Genomic DNA, 19,120 nt, shown 5'->3' with positions numbered 1-19,120 from the left:
AAAGTCGATTATCCCACTTCTACATTTTCGTCAAGCTGCTCTAAAATACAAATAGCTTATTGACCTGTAAATTTACCAATAATTGCTTGCCATTTATCAATCGATAAAATTGAGAATGGATTTTTACCATCACCAATGACGGCATATCCAATCATCAATCCAACTGCTAAAAATAAACAAGCCAAAAGAGCAACCACTAGAACTAGTCCTAACTGTTTTGCTACGTACTTCCAGCCACTTGTCATTTTTTAAGCCTCACTTATACGTTTAATATTTGCACCGAGTTTAGCCAATTTTTCATGGAATTTGTAATATCCACGGTCAAGATGATTCAAGCGACCAACTGTTGTTGTTCCTTTTGCCACCATCCCAGTCAAAATAAGGGCTGCACTAGCACGAAGGTCAGTTGACATAACTGGAGCACCTTGAAGCTCTAGCCCACCATGAATCATAGCTGTATCGCGCATGATTTCTGACTGCAAGCCCATACGGCGCATTTCTTCCAAATGTTGGAAACGATTCTCAAAGACCGTTTCAATCATTGTTGATTCGCCATTGACAACTGCCATCAAAGCTGTAAATTGCGCTTGCATATCAGTTGGGAAACCTGGGTGAGGAAGAGTTTTAACCGTTACAGGTTTCAATTTTGCTGTATCAGCAATAACACGAATCCCTTCAGGTTCATCAATAACGGTCACACCCATCTCAATCAATTTTGAAATCAAAGGACGATTGTGTTCCCAGATAGCATCCTTAACAAGAACATTACCCGATGTCATAGCTGTCGCTACCATGAAAGTTCCAGCTTCAATACGATCTTGAACCACATCATGTTCAGCACCATGAAGACTATCGACACCAGTAATCGTCAAAGTCTCTGTACCAGCACCTTTAACGATAGCACCCATTTTATTAAGTAGCATCGCTAAATCAACGATTTCCGGCTCACGTGCAACATTTTCAATAACAGTCACACCTTCTGCCAAAGTTGCTGCCATCATCAAGTTTTGTGTTGCACCAACTGATGGGAAATCCATGTAAATTGTTGTCCCTTTAAGTTTCCCATCAACAGTCGCTGTGATATCACCACCAGCTTGTGTGATTTTTGCCCCCATAGCTTCCAAACCTTTAAGGTGAAGGTCAATTGGACGACTACCAATCGTGCAGCCACCAGGCATTGATACTTTTGCATGACCTTTACGCGCTAAAATTGGTCCTAAAACAACGATTGAAGCACGCATTTTGCTAACATATTCATATGGGGCGATATCCAAAATATCTCCTGAAGCATCCACTTCAATGGTGTTCTTTGCTTCATCAAAATTAACTTGAATATCTAAACCACGGACAACATTATTCATCGTAAAGACATCTGAAAGGATTGGGACATTTGTTAAAACTGTCTTTCCTTCCTTCGGTAAAATTGTCGCTGCAAGAAGAGGAAGAACCGCATTCTTTGCTCCTTCAATGATTACTTCTCCTTCTAGGCGTGTATTACCGCCTTCAATAATAATTTTATCCAAAATGAACTCCATTCTTATATTATAATATCAAAATTATATCATAGTTTAGCGATTATTGCTTTTATTGAAAGCCAAAGAAGAAAGTCTGGCTGACTATAATGATTTCCAAAATAAAGTGACTTACCATATAACCAAGTGCAATACTAACCAAAAGAATAAACACTTTAAGACGACCAATATTCTCAGGCGTATTCTTAATCAATTTTGACCAATCAAATAAATTTCGAAGAATTTGATGGGTCATTGCAATAAAAACAAGGTGACTAATCAAAGTCACTGAACTATTTAAAATTTCCATAGGACTATTATATCAGATTTCATTTTTGACAACAAAAAACTTCACAAGTGTGAGCTTTCTTCATGAAAAAAACATCAAAAAATAATAAAAAACAAAAAAGTCTGAGATAAATTCTCAGACCTTTTCTTTTATTTATTACCAACACTGATACGGTTCAAAGCACGGCGAAGAGCAACTTGTGCACGACGTACTTCGTCGTTATCGTGAGTACTTTGAGCTTGTTCCAATTTACGCTCAGCACGAATCTTAGCGCGTTCAGCACGGCTAACATCGATGTCGCGTTCACGTTCTGCAGAATCTGCAACAATTGTCACAAGATTATCTTTAATCTCAATAATACCACCGTTGATAGCTACCCAATCCACGTGATTAGGATCATCTGTACGATGAATTTTCATCTCGTGAACTGTTAGCGGAGCAATGAGGTTAATGTGTTCTGGCAAAATCCCCATCTCACCATCCGGTGTTTTTACTGAAATAAAATTAGCATGGTGATCATAGCGAATACCATCTGGTGTTACTACCTGAACAGTCATAAATGTCATGGTATCACCTCATTAGTAATTCATTTTCTTAGCTTTTTCAACTACATCCTCAATTGGACCTACGTTACGGAAAGCATCTTCTGGAAGATCGTCGTATTTACCTTCCAAAATTTCTTTGAAGCCACGAACAGTTTCAGCAACTGGTACGTATGAACCAGGCATACCTGTAAATTGTTCAGCAACGTTGAAGTTTTGTGACAAGAAGAATTGGATACGACGAGCACGTCCAACCAATGTTTTTTCTTCATCTGACAATTCATCCATACCAAGGATTGCGATGATATCTTGCAATTCACGGTAGCGTTGAAGAACACGTTGAACTTCTGTTGCCACTTCATAGTGTTCTTGACCAACAATTTCTGGTGCAAGGGCACGTGAACTTGAAGCAAGTGGGTCAACGGCTGGGTAGATACCCATTTGAGTCAACTTACGTTCAAGGTTAGTTGTTGAATCCAAGTGAGCGAATGCTGTTGCTGGCGCTGGGTCAGTGTAGTCATCGGCTGGCACGTAGATGGCTTGAATTGATGTAACAGAACCTTTTTTAGTTGATGTGATACGTTCTTGCAATTGACCCATTTCAGTAGCCAATGTTGGTTGGTAACCAACGGCTGATGGCATACGACCAAGAAGGGCTGATACTTCAGAACCTGCTTGAGTGAAACGGAAGATGTTATCGATGAAGAGAAGCACGTCTTGTCCTTCAACATCACGAAAGTATTCCGCGATAGTTAAACCAGTAAGGGCAACACGCATACGTGCTCCAGGTGGTTCATTCATTTGACCGAAGACCATGGCTGTTTTTTCGATAACACCAGATTCTTTCATTTCCCAGTAAAGGTCATTACCTTCACGTGTACGTTCCCCAACACCGGTAAATACTGAGATACCACCGTGTTCTTGGGCAATGTTGTGAATCAATTCTTGGATAAGAACGGTTTTACCAACACCGGCACCACCGAAAAGTCCAACTTTACCACCTTTTAGGTAAGGGGCAAGAAGGTCAATAACTTTGATACCTGTTTCAAGGATTTCTGATGATGTTGATAATTCATCAAATGCTGGTGCTTTTTTGTGAATTGGTTCGCGTGGTGCGTCTTCTGTAAATGGTTCATCAAGGTCAATCGTATCCCCAAGAACGTTAAACACACGACCCAAAGTTTCTTTACCAACTGGTACACTGATTGGACGACCAGTATCAAAAACTTCTAATCCACGTGTAAGCCCATCAGTTGATTCCATAGCGATAGTACGTACAAGACCGTCTCCAAGTTCAAGAGCAACTTCGAGCACAATTTTTTGAGACTTATCGCCATCTTTATAAACAATCAATGCATTATTAATCTCAGGTAGTTTGTCACCAGCAGCAAACGCAACGTCGACAACTGGACCTACAACCTGAGCAATTTTGCCTGAGCTCATGTTTTTCTCCTTTTAGATTTTTTAGGGAGTCGTTCCCTTTTTTATGAGGCTAAAACGCACTCACATTTTATTCTAGTGCGTTAGCACCTGCTACAATTTCTGTGATTTCTTGTGTAATAGCAGCTTGACGAGCACGGTTGTACTGAATTGTCAAATCATTAATAACGTTTTTGGCATTATCAGTTGCTGTTTGCATAGCTGTCATACCAGCGGCATGTTCAGCAGTTTTAGCATCAACAATGGCACCATAAATAAGGCTTTCAGTATATTGTGGTAAGAGTTGTTCCAAAATCATTTCACGATTTGGTTCTAATTCAAAACCACTGACACCTTCTTCTGCTGCTTCATCAGCATCCAATTCAGCAATTGGAAGCATTTGTTGCACACGAACTTGACTAGTCAAGCTGTTCACATGGTGATTGTAACATACATATAATTCATCGAACAATTCGTTTTTATACATCTCAACAGATTTTGCGATGATATTTCCAACTTGTTCAAATGATGGCTGATCTTCCAAACCACGCAATTCAAAGACAACGTTCATTCCACGAGCTTTAAAGAAATCAGCACCAATACCACCGATGGCAATAATAGCATAGTTACCATCTTGGTGATATTCCTCAATAAGATCCATCATTGCTTTCAAGATTTTTGAGTTATATCCGCCAACAAGTCCTTTGTCAGACGTGATAACAATGTAACCAGTCTTTTTAACCGGACGAGCGGCTAGCATTGGATTTTTTGAACCATTAACTAGTTCTGATTTCAATAAGTCAGTAGTGATTTGACGAATTTTTGAAGCGTAAACTTGAAAATCTTTTGCTGCTTGCTCAGATTTGGTCAATTTTGCAGCTGATACCATTTGCATGGCACCAGTGATATGACTTGTTTTCTGAGTTGAAATAATTTTCCCTTTGATTTCACTAAGAGAGCCTGCCATATGCTACCTCCCTCTTATTTGAATTCTGACTGATCTTTAAAGGCTTTAATAGCTGCATCTAAGACAGATTCTTCTGGTAAATCTTTGGTTGTACGGATAGTTTCAAAGATTGATTCGTAATGTGCATCAAAGTAATCATACAAAGCTTCTTCAAATGCTAAAATGTCATTAACTGGCACATCATCCAAGAAACCATGAGTAAGTGCATAAAGAATCACAACTTGTTTTTCAACAGGAAGTGGTTTGTGAACAGGTTGTTTAAGCACTTCAACTGTACGACGTCCACGATTAAGTTTAGCTTGTGTTGCTGCATCCAAATCAGAACCGAATTGTGTAAAGGCTTCAAGTTCACGGTAAGAAGCCAAGTCAAGACGAAGGGTACCAGCAACTTTCTTCATTGCTTTGATTTGTGCTGAACCACCAACACGTGACACTGAAGAACCAGCATCAATCGCAGGACGAATACCCGAGTTAAAAAGATTTTCTTGCAAGAAAATTTGTCCGTCAGTGATAGAAATCACGTTTGTTGCGATGTAAGCTGAAATATCACCAGCTTGTGTTTCAATAAATGGAAGTGCTGTAATAGAACCACCACCAAGAGCATCAGAAACTTTCGCAGAACGTTCAAGCAAGCGGCTGTGAAGATAGAAGACATCACCTGGGTAAGCTTCACGTCCTGGTGGACGACGAAGAAGAAGTGACAGTTCACGGTAAGCTACTGCTTGTTTTGATAGATCATCATAAACGATCAATACATGTTTTCCGTTATACATAAATTCTTCTGCCATTGCAACACCGGCATACGGAGCGATGTAAAGTAATGGAGAAGGTTGTGAAGCTGAGGCTGTCACAACGATTGTGTAATCAAGGGCACCGTATTTACGAAGTGTTTCAACTTGTGTACGAACAGTAGATTCTTTTTGACCAATCGCAACATAGATACAAATCATATCTTGTCCTTTTTGGTTCAAAATTGCGTCAATCGCAACAGATGTTTTACCTGTTTGACGGTCACCAATGATCAATTCACGTTGACCACGTCCAATTGGAACCAAAGCGTCAATCGCTTTAAGACCTGTTTGGAGTGGTTCAGAAACTGATTTACGTTGCATAACGCCTGGTGCAGGTGTTTCAACTGGACGTGTAGCAGTTGTCTTGATATCACCAAGACCATCTACTGGTTGACCAAGTGGGTTAACAACACGACCGATAAGAGCTTCACCTACTGGTACTTCCATGATTTTACCAGTACGTTTTACTTCATCACCTTCACGAATTGTAGAGAAATCTCCAAGAATGATGATACCAACGTCATTTGACTCAAGGTTTTGAGCCATACCGAAAGCACCATTTGAAAATTCAAGAAGTTCTCCACTCATGGCATTATCAAGACCACGAGCACGAGCAATACCATCACCGATATAAGTGATAACACCAGTTTCTGTGACGTCAAAATTTGGCTGGAAGTTTTCAATTTGCTTTTTAATTAAAGCGCTAATTTCTTGTGCATTAATTGCCAAAAGTCACACCACTTTCTATTTCAAATTCATTTTAAATTCTTGCAATTGACGACGAATACTTGTGTCAATTACTTTATTGTTAACATTGATAACAAATCCACCAAGGATTGATTCGTCAATGTCTTCAACGAGTTTTCCAGCTTTAACACCGAATTTTTCAGCAACTAAAGCTAGGATACGTTCTTTTTGTTCATCAGTTAAAGCTACCGCTGTTGTTACAACGATATCGTGTTGATTTGTTGCGATAACAAAATCTTTTTGAACACCTTCTAAGATGGCTTTCAAGAACGCTTCTCGTTCGTTTTGTAAAATTACCTCAAGAAAATTGTTCATGTAAACTGAACTAGACTCTTGAAGCAACCTAACAAGTTTTACTTTTTCATCACGTGAAACGACTAAACTTGACAAGAAGTCAGCTAAGTTTGTCTCTTCAAAAACAGACAACAAAGCTTCTGTTTCTGATTGGAGTTCAGCTAAACTGTCTTTTTCAATAGCAATTTCTACGAGACTTTTCGCATATTGCTCAACAAGAGCTTGTGTCTTTTTATCCATTAGGCATCTCCTAGCTTGTCAAGATAGCTATCAATGAGATTACTTTGAGCTTCTTTGTCAAGATTAGCTGTCATGATTTTTTCTGCCAAAAGGACAGTCAAATCAGCGACATCACCTTTAACACTTGAAAGAGCTTCTGCTTTACTTTGTTCGATATCTTGATTAGCTTTAGCTTTCAAGCGACTAGCTTCTTCGTGTGCTTCAGCGACGATTTTAATCTCTTGATTTTTACCAGTTTCTTTGGCATCATCAATAATTTGAGCGGCCTCAGTACGAGCGCCAGCTAACTCTTCTTGACGTTTAGCAGCAAGAGCTTCTGCTTCTTTACGTGCTGCTTCTGCACCATCAATATCATTAGCAATTTTTTCTTCACGAGCGGTAAAGACCCCTGTCAATTGTTCCCAAGCAAAAAGTTTGATGAGAACCAACAAAAGGATCACTGAGCCAGCAGTAATAATAATATTACCAATACTTGTACTATTGATTAGTATTTCCATTGATTATTCCTTTCTTAAGATTCATCCTCATCTTCTGGAAGTTCTTCTGAGATATATTTAGATGACAAAATTGTGAATACGTACGCTTGAATGCATCCGATAAAGACTGAGAAAGCAACCCAAGCCAAGTTAAGGGCAAAGGCCAATGGAGCAAAAATCAAGCTTTTTGTACCAAAACCCACAATCAAAGCAGTAACAACTTCACCAGCATAAATGTTACCAAATAAACGTAGAGCAAGTGACAAAACGTTAGTAAATTGCTCTAAGATGTTCATTGGAAGCATCATTGGGAAAGGACTTAAGTAACCCTTCAAATATGCTTTGACACCTTTCTTTCGAACACCTTCAACATGGACAACAATCGCAACGATTAAAGATAAAGTAAAATCGACCATGAAAGTTGATGTTGGAGATGTCCAAAAGTTATAATCTTCAGACTCCAATTTAACTAGCAAACCAAGGTTGTTAGCAATCAGAATGAAAAAGAAGAATGTGAACATCAACAAGCTGTACTTAGGAGTGTATTCTCCAAGATTAGGTTTAATCGTATTTTGTACGAACTCGTAGACATACTCAATGAAATTTTGTTTTCCTTTAGGTTTTAAAGTCATTTTTCGAGTTGCCCAAAAAATGATACCGAAGGAAATAATCACCGTCAAGAGAGACATCGCTAAAATGGTTAAGTCAAACTCAATACCAAAGACATGCGCTGTTGGATTTACAGATGTTTCCAACTTTATCCCTCCTTCTTTTTAAAAGTTCTTAGTTAGAATTATCCAACGAAGAATGTACATGCAAGAAGGACGAAGAATGTACCTTCGATGAAAGCTATTCCAAGGAACATAAGTGTTTGCAATTTACTGAACATTTCAGGTTGACGTGCTGCAGATTTTGCAATGTTGGCAACGAGGATACCTTCACCAATACTAACTCCTAGTACGGCAAGACCAAGTGCTAAGATTTTTAAATTCAACATGATATGAATCTCCTTTTAAAATTTTTTACTTCGTTATTTTAGTCCTATTTTAAGGAATTGTCAACGAAATCACCGTTTTAGGAAACGTTTTCCTAAACTATACTTAACCTTTGTTTAGTTTTTGAGCAATAATAAAAGGAAAACGGTCAAATCCGCTTTCCTCTAGGCTTTATGAGCCTTATTTACTAACATTTTATGGTAGATTTTCTATACAAATGATGTTGAAAAATACATTTTTGGACATAATGTACAGAAACTGCTTTCATAGTCAATTTTGCATATGAGTTTGAAAACACTTTCTACTATTTAAAGTGTGAGTTATTTGTCTATTGACTCATCTAAATCTTCAACTTCATGAGCAAATTTTTGAGCAATAGCCTCTAAAGCCAAATCTTCTTGATCCCAAACCAAGGCATCATCTGAAATTTCATCTGTGTTAGCAAAGAAAGTGATATGATTTTTAAGATTTCGAAGCACAATTGGAGCATCACCACCGTATTCTCCATCCAAATTAATCATCATTTTCTTATCTGACAATGGTTCAATTTCTAAGAAATCTGTCTTGATGTACTCAATACGCTTATCTCCGATGTGTTTACCACCATCAAGAACTAATCGAATCAAGCGTAAAATTTCAATCAAATTAGCTGTTTTTACTAAAATCAGAGTGAATTTACCATCATCAAGTTTAGCATCTGGAGCGATTTGTTCAAAGCCACCAACTGAATTAGTAATAGCAGCAAAAATCATTGACACGTCACCTTCAAAGACACCTTTTTCATGTTTAATTCGAACTGGAACCGTACGAATACCAGGTAAGAGTTCAACCCCCTTAGCTAAGTAAGCTAAATAACCAAACATGGTTTTTAACTGACTTGGCACACTGTAAGTCAATTCTGTAAATGAACCCGCAGCAGCGATATTAATGAAATAAGTATCCTCACACGCTTGTCCAATATCCATGTGAATCAGTTGGTTTTTACCAATAATTTTTGCAGCTTCAACGGGATTTCCACGAGGAATCTTAAGGGCACGTGCAAAGTCATTTGTCGTACCTGTTGGAATAATTGCCATTTTTGGTCGTTTTTCTAGCGGAGCAATTCCGTTAACAACCTCATTAATCGTTCCATCTCCACCTGCAGCAATGACTAAATCGAACCCAGCCTTTGCGACTCTCTCAGCTTCATTGCGAGCTGAATTTTCTTCGGGTGTTGTTTGAAAGGCAGAAGTTTCATAACCAAAGCCTTCTAAAATATCTAGAACTTCGGCAACGTTTTTCTTCATAATTTCCTGGCCAGAGGTCGGATTATAGATTAAACGTGCTCGTTTTTGTTTTTTGACCATATTATATTACCTCAAAAAAATTATAAACTTTCTAACCAAGCTTCATCACGAACGTCAATCCCAAGAGTTTGGGCTTTTGTCAATTTTGATCCAGCATCTGCTCCTGCAACGACAATATCTGTCTTTTTAGAAACACTACCTGTAACCTTAGCTCCTAAATCCTGCAACTTTTCTTTAGCTTCATTTCGCGTTAAGCGTTGGAGTTTTCCAGTTAGAACCACTGTCAAACCAGCTAATTGAGCATCTTTGGAAACTTTCTTTCCAAGATAAGCAAAATTAACACCAGCATTTTTCAATTCTGCCAAGAGTTCTTCAGCTTCTTTTTTTGCAAAATAACTGCACAATGACTTAGCAATAACTGTTCCAAGACCATCAATATTAGCAATAGCTTCTTCGTCTGCTGCCACAAGGTTTTCGATACTTTCAAAAACTTCTAGGAGCTGACGACTTGCTTTAGCACCAACATGACGGATTCCTAAACCAAATAATAATTTTTCTGCTGAATTAGCTTTTGATGCTTGGATAGCATTGTAAAGTTTTTCAGCTGATTTTTCTTTAAAGCCATCGAGCGTCAGCAAATCTTCGACACTTAGTCGATAAATGTCTGCAACGTCATGAACCAAATCTGCTGTAAAGAGTTTCTTAACGATTGATGGACCTAAACCAGTGATATTCATGGCATCACGACTAGCAAAATGCGTTAGGCGTTCTTGAATCTGGCTTGGACAAAGTGGATTGATACAACGAAGTGCCACTTCATCTTCATAGTGAATCAACTCACTACCACATGATGGGCAAGATTCAGGAATTGGCATTGGGACTTGCTTATCACGCTTACTTTCAACCACGTGAAGCACCGCTGGAATAATATCTCCCGCTTTGTAGACAATTACGGTATCTCCGATTCGGATATCTTTTTCAGCAATATAATCCACATTGTGCAAAGTCGCACGACTAACAGTTGTTCCTGCGAGTTGAACCGGTGTCAAATTAGCTGTTGGTGTAACAACACCTGTACGTCCAACCGTCCAATCTACAGACAAAATCTCAGCTTCTTTTTCTTCAGCTGGGAATTTATAAGCAATCGCCCAACGTGGTGCCTTAACTGTAAATCCAAGTTCTTTTTGCATAGCAAGGCTATTAACCTTAATAACGATACCGTCAATATCATACGGAAGGCTATCACGCTCTGCAGCCACTTCTTGAATAAATGCCCAGATATCTTCCATTGAAGATGTTGTAATGCGTTTTGGATTAACTGAAAAACCATAACGAGACAATTCTTCTAAAACGTCATTTTGTGTGGTCATACTTGTTGACGCCACTTCTTGGTACAAGAAGGTTGCTAGATTACGTTTTGCAACGACTGCAGTATTCAACTGACGAAGGGTACCAGCTGCGGCATTACGAGGATTGGCAAATTCTGACTGACCACTTTCCCGACGTTCTTCGTTAATCTTATCAAAAGATTCTCTCGGCAAATAAGCTTCGCCTCGAACCGTGATTGTCAAAGGCTCTTCCAATTTGTGTGGAATGTCTTTGATGCGTTTGACATTTTCAGTGATATTTTCACCGATTGAACCATCACCACGTGTTGCACCAACTTGAAGTACACCGTCTACGTAGACTAACGATACTGAAAGTCCATCAATCTTAAGCTCAGCCATGTAAGATGCATTTGGAAATTCTGCCTTGACGCGACGATCAAAATCATCTAATTCCTCACGTGAAAAAGCATCTTGTAAACTATACAATGGTGTTTCATGTTGATATTTTTCAAAGCCATCTAAAATAAGACCCCCAACTGCTTGTGTCGGACTATCCGGCAAAATCAAGTCTGGATTAGACTTTTCAAGCTCTACCAATTCACGATAGAGCTTGTCATACTCACTATCAGAGACCGTTGGTTGGTCTTGTGTATAATACTCTTTTCGATACTGGTTGAGTTCATCAACCAATTTTTGAATACGTTCTTTCATACATACTATTTTAACACATCTAATGAAAAATACTCTTTAAAACTTATCATTTTTTGAAGATATTATATAGAAAAAAGAACTTCCAATTTGGAAATTCTTTATGTCTATTAAGGCGTTAATTTAATACGACTCGCTAATTTATCCATGACAAGTGAGCCAATTAGAAGGGAAGCAAGCTCTCCAACAGCTGAAGTAAACCAAGTCATCAAGAAAGGTGCATTGGCAACAATATGTAACTCGGTGGCAATGGTAAACATTGAAGCCGCAAATAATAGTGAGAAATAAAAGAATGCTTTGTTAAATAAACCATTAAAGAGATATTGATCTTTATAGCGGTCAAACAACATAACACCCAGCGTCAAAAAAACAAAAGTCTGGCTGCCACCGACAAAGACATCAATTAATCCAAAACTGTATAAATTAGCAATCATACAACCTGCTGTTAAGCCGATAATATATTTACGATTATAAAAAGCCAAAAATACTAACATTTCTGACACTCGGAACTGATAAGCACCGTAAGAAATCGCATTTAGAGGCGGTGTGATTGTTAAAACAACATAAAGTGCTGCAACAAGGGCAACTCGAACAAAATCACGCATAGTGAATTTTTCCATTTTTTCTCCTTTGACGTTTGAAAGGCTAGCTTCCAACGTTTGTAATATGCTTGGTGAAAGGGAACTAAGCACCAAGGGTCGTCAAGACAACGCTTAAAAGTATAGCACATTTTTCTAAAATTTGATATAGTAGAGCTATGAAAAAATTAATCACAAGCGAAGTTTTTAAGTATCTCTTTTTCGGTGTTCTAACAACTCTTGTCTACATGGGGACACGTTTACTTATCTTTTCATTGACTAGCTCAGCAACTTTCTCAGCTGTCATTGCTAATATTGTTGCCATTTTATTTGCCTTCTTTACCAATGATTATTTTGTTTTTAATCAAGTTCGTAAAGGTTGGTTTGAGCGTTTGGTCAAATTCACCATTACACGTTTGTCAACACTCATTTTGGATTTAGCTTTGGCATTTTTCTTGGTTACAAAGTTTCCGCACATTATCGGACAATTTGTTAACGACAACATTTCAATGATCAATGCTATCGAAACTCTCTTTTCTCAAGTATTAATCATCGTCTTCAATTACGTCCTTAGCAAATTATTAGTCTTTAAAGACAAAAAATAACACCCAAAGGTGTTATTTTTTTTTGCCTCGTTGTGCTAAAAGTGATAACAAATCGCCTTGTCTACTTTCCATTTTTCCTTGACGCAGTTCTTGATAAGTGGCGTTAAAAATCGCTCCTAAAATCAAGATGTGGGCAAGAAAGATAAACCATAACATTAATACAAAAATCACAACTGATCCAAATGTTTTAATGTCAACCATTCGTTCAAAGGTTCTTAGAATATAACTACTAAACAAGTTATTCAAGAACACAATGACGACCGAGGTAAAAATGGTTCCTGGTAAGATGTAGCGAAAACGTCGAATTTTGACGTTAGGTAAAATAAAATACAGTAACATCAATCCAATAACAATGGTTAAGACTGTCACTGGCTGTGCTAGATTCAAAATTACAGTAGCCATCGTGTCACTTAAATCATAGTATGAATTAATCACTTGCAAAACAGCTTTTGAAAAGGTCGAAAAGATTAAAACGAAAGTTAGTAAGAAAAGAATCAAAAGACTTCCAATAACTCCCACTAATCGGCCAATCACAAAATCTCTATGTTGCGCTACGCCATAGGCTTTATTAATTGCTTTTTGAAGAGAGGTCAACGATTTAGACATAGTCCAAAATGCTGTTAAAGTGGCAACTCCCAAAATACTACCTGAAGGTTCTGAAAAAATATCAATCGTAATAGCCGATACTGACGGATAGAGGTTAGTCGGCAAATTTTTCTTCATAAATGCCAACAAAATATTAACATCAATGTTCAGATAAGGGAAAATATTAGCTGCGATAACAATCAGCGGAAAGGCTGTTAGCAGTAAATAATAAGCAACGGCAATTGCTGATAAATCAATCTCAGCACTGCGATAATGTTTTAAATAAACTTGCAGCGGTTGCCACTCTAATTTAGACCATAATTTATCTAAGAATTGCTTTCGCTTCATCTTAGTAAGTTCTTTCTTCTCCTTGGCTTGTTAGAATAACAGGACCGTCTTTTGTGATAACAAATTGGTGTTCGTATTGACATGATAGCCCACCATCAAGAGTTTTGTGAGCCCAGCCAGTTTTCATGTCAGTATCGATTTCCCATGTTCCTGTATTAATCATTGGTTCAACAGTCAATACCATTCCTTCGCGCAAACGAAGTCCACGACCAGCCTTACCATAGTGAGGGACCATTGGTTCTTCGTGCATTGTAGGACCAACACCGTGACCTACTAAATCACGAACAACTCCATATCCTCGGCTTTCAGCATATTCTTGAATAGCGGCACCGATATCACCAATACGGTTTCCAACGACTGCTTTTTCAATACCGATATAAAGGCATTCTTTTGTGACGTCCATAAGATCTTTAACTTCTTGTGAAACCTCACCAACCGCATATGCCCAGCATGAGTCAGCCACGCCACCAGAATATGATTGCGTGTGTTTTTTAACTTGTTCAACGTTATCAAAGTTTAGTTTTGATACGTCAACCACTGACTTATCAAGTGGTTCACTCATAACCATATCAACTTTAAGCAAATCGCCTTCTTTTAGGATGTAGTGACGTGGAAAAGCGTGAGCCACTTCATCGTTAAGACCACAACATGTAGCATATGGGTAATCCATGATTGAACCATCAACACCAATTTGAAGCGGAAGAACATTTTCTTCTTTACAACGGCGACGAACATATTCTTCAACTTCCCACATGTCAACACCCGGTTTAATAACATCACGTAAACCGATGTGGATAGAAGCAAGGAAATCTCCTGCGCGATCCATTGCTTCGATTTCACGAGCTGATTTTAATGTAATCATATTATCTATCTCCTATAATAAACTCTAAAAAGAATCAGTACTCTTAATTATACACTGATAGTCACTAAACTGTCAAAAAGGTAACGTTTTAGTCACTTTTTGATAGAAAAAATTAATTTATTTTTGTCGTTACCAAAGCTTTGGCGACAATTTGATCATCTAAAAGAATTTCAAAATCAATCACCGAGCTACGACGTTTTTCTGTAATAATCCTTGGTTGAATCACCAAACGATCATCAATCTGAACAGCTTGCAAGAAATAAAGCATCAATTGTTCAATAATAATATTCTTTTGGTGTTTTTTCGTTAAGACTCGAACACTAATTTCTTTGATAAATTCAGTCAGAACGCCTTGCGCAAAATTTCCTGCATGGTCAATCATCGCTGGTTCAACGATGAATTGGTAAACACCATCTTCTTGCTTCAAATTAGACAGCATCTGATCACTGTAAGTGTAAGGACTTGAATGCTGTAGGTTCTGTAAATTCTCGACAGCCTGACGTCGTGTAATCACTCCAAGTAAAGTCAAATCTTCTGCTACAACTGGAAGCATATTAAGGTCTTCAAAAATCATTTTTTGACTAATATTAGCCAGACTTGCTTGCGGTTTAGCGACAATCAAATTGCGAGACATGATACTCTTGATATCAACGTTATTTTCCTTATCAACAACGTCAAACATACTGATAACACCGACAACAAGATTCTTACTATTAACAACCGGGAAACGAACATTCTTGGTTTGCTTAATCAAGGTGTTAAAATCACGCACGGTGTCACCTTCGTGCAAAAATCCGTATTCTGCTTTGACTTGATAAACTTGCTCAACTGTTGTCAAATCTGTCTTAATACGTAAATTAGACAAAGCATGGTTAATCATCGTGGCAACCGTAAACGTATCGTAATTAGTCACCATGACAGGAATGCCAAGCTCATCAGCTAGACGAATAACGGCTTCTGAGACAGAAAATCCTCCAGTCACCAAAATGGCATTATGTTTTTCAAGCGCAAGCAATTGGATGTTTTCACGGTCCCCAACAATCAAAAGCCCACCCTTAACCAGATAACGCAAGATATTTTCTTGTGTCATAGCACCAATCGAAAACTTACTAAACTCACGACTAAGCCCAGCCTTTCCTGCCAAAACCTCTGAATCACTAATACGAGCAATTTCTGAATAAGTTAATCGCTCAATGCGCACGGCAGGTTTCTTTTCAATACGAACCGTTCCGCTTCGAGGTCTTGTCTCAACAATGCCACGATTTTCAGCCTCTTTAATGGCACGATAAGCAGTCCCATCACTAACATTTAAGTGATTAGAAATACTACGCACACTCACGCGCTTACCAACCGCTAAATTCTCCAGATACTCTAATATTTTCTGATGTTTACTCATAATGATAGTCACCTTTACTCAACTGATAATCAACATAATCGCGCATTTTTCGGCTATAGCGGTCACTTCCCTTGAATTGACGCTTCAAACGAAAACCTGATTTTTGTGCTACTCGTTGACTGGCTATATTTTCTGCATGAGCAATCACATGCAAATTTTGCAAGCCTAACTCTTGAAAATTCAAAAAAGCAAGTGTTTTTAAGCACTCTGTCATTAACCCCTCGCCCCAGAAAGCTTGGTTCATAAAATAACCAATTTCTGCTGTCATACGACTAGGGTCAAGTTTTTCAAAACGAATACAGCCAATCATTTTATGAGTTTTTTTGTCTTCAATCGCCCAAACACCAAGCGGTTCCTTCATAAAATAATAAACCATGACAAAATCACTCTCCTCACGCGTCGCACAACTTGGAAAAATAAAACGAAGATTATCAGGATTGCTACAAATCTCAAAAAAATCCTGACTATCCTTATATGTAAAAGGACGTAAATACATGCGTTCTGTTTCAAAAGAGGCATAACGTCCCAAACGCGTCCAAATATCCATGACCTTATTATAACACATGACTTTAATATTTGGTTTAGCAGAATTCAAACAAAAAAAGAAGACCTAAGGCTCCTTTTATTCTTCGATTAATTTAATATCAGCACCTAAGGCTGTCAATTTTTCGATAATATTTGAGTAACCACGTAAAATAAATTCAACGTTGGTAATTTCTGTTTGACCATCTGCCATCAGACCGGCTGTCACAAGAGCTGCACCAGCACGCAAGTCTGATGCTTTAACAGGTGCTCCTGTCAATTTATTAGGTCCTTGATAAGCAATACGTCCGCCAACAATTGAAATATCCGCACCCATTCTCACCAATTCAGCGATGTGGTTAGTACGTTTTTCATAGATAGTATCCAAAATCGTACCACGACCCTCTGCTATCAACAATAACGGTGTGATAGGTTGTTGCAAATCAGTCGCAAAACCAGGATATGGTGATGTTTTAACTGAAACAGCTTTTAGAGTTGATTGTTTTTCAACAAAAATAGCATCTTCTTCGACCGTCATACGAACACCCATTTCTTCGAGTTTTACAATATAACTCTCTAAGTGTTCATAAAGGACGTTAGTGATACGAACCCCTTCACCAATTGCTGCTGCCATAGCAATATAAGTACCTGCTTCAATACGGTCAGGAATGACTTGGTGATGTGTTCCATGAAGACTTTCAACCCCTTCAATAGTGATAACGTCAGTACCTGCACCACGGACATGAGCTCCCATATTGTTCAACAATGTCGCAACATCAATGATTTCTGGTTCACGAGCGGCATTTTCGATGATAGTACGACCTTTAGCTTTTGTCGCAGCAAGTATTGTGTTGATTGTTGCACCAACACTAACAGTATCCATATAGATATGAGCTCCATGAATTGGTTCTTCATCTGTTGCAAGACGCATTGCTTCGCCTTCATAAGATACTTGAGCTCCCATAGCTTCAAAAGCTTTCAAGTGAAGGTCAATTGGACGAGGACCAAGGTCGCAACCACCTGGAAGACCTACTGTTGCTTCACCAAATCGGCTAAGTAAACTACCATAGAAATAATAAGAAGCACGCAAGCTATTGATTTTTCCATATGGCATTGGTTTATTTTTAACACCACGTGGATCGATTTCGAGCGTTTCGCCTTCTCGCTTAATCTTAGCTCCCATCACTTCCATAATCTCAATCAAACTATCAACATCGGAAATGGCAGGAACTCCATCCAAAATAACAATATCATCAGATAGAATAGCTGCTGGAATCAAAGCCACAACACTATTCTTAGCACCTGAAATAGCAACCTCTCCCTTTAAAGGTTTGCCACCATTAATAACAATTTTACGCATACATTCAAAACTTTCTGCTAGAATTCAACCTTTTCATTTTATCATAGATTATGACATTTGACAAATTGATTATGGTGAATATTTTGACATTTTGTTAAGATTTTGTCATGGAAAGTTCTAAAATGAAGTTAGCCACCTAAGGGTATCAAAAAACATCTCAGAGAGATATAATTGTAATCACCACAACAACAATTAGAAAGACTCTGAGATGCAAACCTATTATACACTAAAAAGTAAACATTTAACACTAACTGAACGTAGAATGATTGAACATTGGCCTCAAGAAGGGCTCTCAAATCGTGAAATCGCTAGGAGATTAGCTAAAGCTCCTCAAACCATTCACAACGAAGTCAAACGTGGTCAGGTTAGACAACAAGTGCGTAAAGGAAAATTTGAAGTGATCTACTCAGCTGATTTTGCTCAAAAAGCCTATCAAAACAATCGCAAACGTTCTGTTAAACAAGCCTCCCTAACCAAGGGACTCAAAGAAAAGATAACTCACTACATCGAACAGAAATACTCTCCCGAGATGATGGTAAAGTCAAAAGGGATACCTGTTCCCATCTCCACCATTTACTACTGGATTCATCATGGACACTTAGGATTGACCAAGGCTGATATGCTTTATCCTCGACAAGAGAAAGCTAAGAAAAAGCATGCTAGTCCCAATTTTAAGCCAGCTGGAAAGTCTATTGAGGAACGACCAGAAAGCATTAATAAGCGTGAGAATATCGGTGATTTTGAAATTGATACGGTTATTCAAACACGGGCAAAAAACGAGTGTCTGTTGACTCTAACCGATAGAAAGAGTCGTTATCAAATCATTCGACTCATTCCCGATAAGTCTGCGGTTTCAGTCAATCAAGCTCTGAAAGCAATCCTCAAGGATTATCAAATGAACTCTATCACAGCTGATAACGGGGCTGAGTTCAGTCGTTTAGCAGAAGTTTTTGACCCTACTCATATCTATTATGCCCACCCGTATTATTCTTGGGAGCGTGGTACTAATGAGAATCATAATAGACTCATCCGGCGTTGGTTACCTAAGGGAAGCAAAAATGCGACTCAACAACAAGTCGCATTTATTGAAAACTGGATTAACAATTATCCAAAGAAACTATTCAATTATAAATCTCCTAAAGAGTTTTTACAGGCTGGCTAATTTGAACTTGAAATTTGGCAAGATTTTGTCATATTTTTTCGTGTTTTAATATTATAAGCAGAAACTAATACTTTTATTTTTCAAACTTTTTTAGTCAAAAACCTTCAAA

General features: G+C 38.1%; 21 protein-coding genes and 1 riboswitch. Of the genes, 2 read left to right on the top strand and 19 right to left on the bottom strand.

Features of this window, described 5'->3' with window-relative positions; translation table 11 throughout:
• Positions 1-56 precede the first annotated feature (56 nt).
• The 14 genes from DQN23_RS03265 to DQN23_RS03200 all read right to left on the bottom strand — a co-directional run bounded on the left by DQN23_RS03265 (position 57) and on the right by DQN23_RS03200 (position 12,213).
• Complete coding sequence (locus DQN23_RS03265) at positions 57-245, bottom strand: DNA-directed RNA polymerase subunit beta (RefSeq protein ID WP_020916495.1); 189 nt, start codon at positions 243-245, stop codon at positions 57-59.
• Positions 246-248: 3 nt separating this feature from the next.
• Positions 249-1,523, bottom strand: a complete 1,275-nt coding sequence (gene murA, locus DQN23_RS03260; protein ID WP_043895004.1) for a UDP-N-acetylglucosamine 1-carboxyvinyltransferase — start codon at positions 1,521-1,523, stop codon at positions 249-251.
• A gap of 61 nt (positions 1,524-1,584) precedes the next feature.
• On the bottom strand, positions 1,585-1,821 hold the full coding sequence (locus DQN23_RS03255; RefSeq protein WP_111698364.1) for a DUF1146 family protein: 237 nt from the start codon (positions 1,819-1,821) through the stop codon (positions 1,585-1,587).
• Between the two features lie 128 nt (positions 1,822-1,949).
• Complete coding sequence (locus DQN23_RS03250) at positions 1,950-2,366, bottom strand: F0F1 ATP synthase subunit epsilon (protein WP_020916493.1); 417 nt, start codon at positions 2,364-2,366, stop codon at positions 1,950-1,952.
• Positions 2,367-2,378: 12 nt separating this feature from the next.
• Positions 2,379-3,785: a F0F1 ATP synthase subunit beta gene (gene atpD, locus DQN23_RS03245; protein WP_020916492.1), complete on the bottom strand. Its 1,407-nt coding sequence runs from the start codon at positions 3,783-3,785 to the stop codon at positions 2,379-2,381.
• 67 nt (positions 3,786-3,852) lie between these two features.
• Positions 3,853-4,728: a F0F1 ATP synthase subunit gamma gene (locus tag DQN23_RS03240; RefSeq protein ID WP_020916491.1), complete on the bottom strand. Its 876-nt coding sequence runs from the start codon at positions 4,726-4,728 to the stop codon at positions 3,853-3,855.
• A 14-nt stretch (positions 4,729-4,742) separates the two neighbouring features.
• On the bottom strand, positions 4,743-6,248 hold the full coding sequence (atpA, locus tag DQN23_RS03235; protein WP_020916490.1) for a F0F1 ATP synthase subunit alpha: 1,506 nt from the start codon (positions 6,246-6,248) through the stop codon (positions 4,743-4,745).
• A gap of 15 nt (positions 6,249-6,263) precedes the next feature.
• Positions 6,264-6,800, bottom strand: coding sequence for a F0F1 ATP synthase subunit delta (locus DQN23_RS03230; protein ID WP_020916489.1), 537 nt, complete (start codon positions 6,798-6,800; stop codon positions 6,264-6,266).
• On the bottom strand, positions 6,800-7,297 hold the full coding sequence (gene atpF, locus DQN23_RS03225) for a F0F1 ATP synthase subunit B (protein ID WP_111712700.1): 498 nt from the start codon (positions 7,295-7,297) through the stop codon (positions 6,800-6,802). The genes DQN23_RS03230 and atpF overlap by 1 nt, the downstream gene beginning before the upstream one ends.
• 14 nt (positions 7,298-7,311) lie before the next feature.
• The gene (gene atpB, locus DQN23_RS03220) at positions 7,312-8,031 is read right to left on the bottom strand and encodes a F0F1 ATP synthase subunit A (RefSeq protein ID WP_020916487.1); all 720 of its coding nucleotides are present in this window, start codon (positions 8,029-8,031) and stop codon (positions 7,312-7,314) included.
• Between the two features lie 38 nt (positions 8,032-8,069).
• On the bottom strand, positions 8,070-8,273 hold the full coding sequence (locus DQN23_RS03215) for a F0F1 ATP synthase subunit C (RefSeq protein WP_006532331.1): 204 nt from the start codon (positions 8,271-8,273) through the stop codon (positions 8,070-8,072).
• 318 nt (positions 8,274-8,591) lie between these two features.
• Positions 8,592-9,617: a diacylglycerol kinase family lipid kinase gene (locus tag DQN23_RS03210; RefSeq protein ID WP_020916486.1), complete on the bottom strand. Its 1,026-nt coding sequence runs from the start codon at positions 9,615-9,617 to the stop codon at positions 8,592-8,594.
• A 20-nt stretch (positions 9,618-9,637) separates the two neighbouring features.
• On the bottom strand, positions 9,638-11,596 hold the full coding sequence (ligA, locus tag DQN23_RS03205; protein ID WP_111712699.1) for an NAD-dependent DNA ligase LigA: 1,959 nt from the start codon (positions 11,594-11,596) through the stop codon (positions 9,638-9,640).
• Positions 11,597-11,703: 107 nt separating this feature from the next.
• Positions 11,704-12,213 carry a QueT transporter family protein gene (locus DQN23_RS03200; RefSeq protein ID WP_020916484.1) on the bottom strand — a complete coding sequence of 170 codons (510 nt, stop codon included), beginning with the start codon at positions 12,211-12,213 and terminating at the stop codon, positions 11,704-11,706.
• A riboswitch (PreQ1 riboswitch) is annotated at positions 12,211-12,322 on the bottom strand. It overlaps the preceding gene by 3 nt.
• A 28-nt stretch (positions 12,323-12,350) precedes the next feature.
• On the opposite strand from DQN23_RS03200, the gene DQN23_RS03195 reads away from it, so the two are divergent.
• Positions 12,351-12,776, top strand: a complete 426-nt coding sequence (locus DQN23_RS03195; RefSeq protein WP_111712698.1) for a GtrA family protein — start codon at positions 12,351-12,353, stop codon at positions 12,774-12,776.
• Positions 12,777-12,788: 12 nt separating this feature from the next.
• Here DQN23_RS03195 and DQN23_RS03190 read toward each other — a convergent pair whose 3' ends face one another.
• The 5 genes from DQN23_RS03190 to DQN23_RS03170 all read right to left on the bottom strand — a co-directional run bounded on the left by DQN23_RS03190 (position 12,789) and on the right by DQN23_RS03170 (position 17,849).
• Positions 12,789-13,709, bottom strand: a complete 921-nt coding sequence (locus DQN23_RS03190) for a YihY/virulence factor BrkB family protein (RefSeq protein ID WP_111712697.1) — start codon at positions 13,707-13,709, stop codon at positions 12,789-12,791.
• A 1-nt stretch (position 13,710) separates the two neighbouring features.
• Positions 13,711-14,571: a methionyl aminopeptidase gene (locus DQN23_RS03185; RefSeq protein WP_020916481.1), complete on the bottom strand. Its 861-nt coding sequence runs from the start codon at positions 14,569-14,571 to the stop codon at positions 13,711-13,713.
• 112 nt (positions 14,572-14,683) lie between these two features.
• Positions 14,684-15,967, bottom strand: a complete 1,284-nt coding sequence (gene spxR, locus DQN23_RS03180; protein ID WP_061407452.1) for a CBS-HotDog domain-containing transcription factor SpxR — start codon at positions 15,965-15,967, stop codon at positions 14,684-14,686.
• Positions 15,960-16,514, bottom strand: a complete 555-nt coding sequence (locus DQN23_RS03175; RefSeq protein WP_061408902.1) for a GNAT family N-acetyltransferase — start codon at positions 16,512-16,514, stop codon at positions 15,960-15,962. The genes spxR and DQN23_RS03175 overlap by 8 nt, the downstream gene beginning before the upstream one ends.
• Positions 16,515-16,589: 75 nt before the next feature.
• On the bottom strand, positions 16,590-17,849 hold the full coding sequence (locus DQN23_RS03170) for a UDP-N-acetylglucosamine 1-carboxyvinyltransferase (RefSeq protein ID WP_058813767.1): 1,260 nt from the start codon (positions 17,847-17,849) through the stop codon (positions 16,590-16,592).
• 208 nt (positions 17,850-18,057) lie between these two features.
• Between DQN23_RS03170 and DQN23_RS03165 the strand changes: the two genes are divergently transcribed.
• Positions 18,058-19,011, top strand: a complete 954-nt coding sequence (locus tag DQN23_RS03165; protein WP_111712696.1) for an IS30 family transposase — start codon at positions 18,058-18,060, stop codon at positions 19,009-19,011.
• Positions 19,012-19,120: the final 109 nt, after the last annotated feature.

It is taken from the genome of Streptococcus lutetiensis (assembly GCF_900475675.1).
GTDB classification, from domain to species: Bacteria; Bacillota; Bacilli; order Lactobacillales; family Streptococcaceae; genus Streptococcus; species Streptococcus lutetiensis.
The sequence above is the reverse complement of the archived record's forward strand: the minus strand, read 5'-3'. Positions and strand labels throughout refer to the sequence as shown.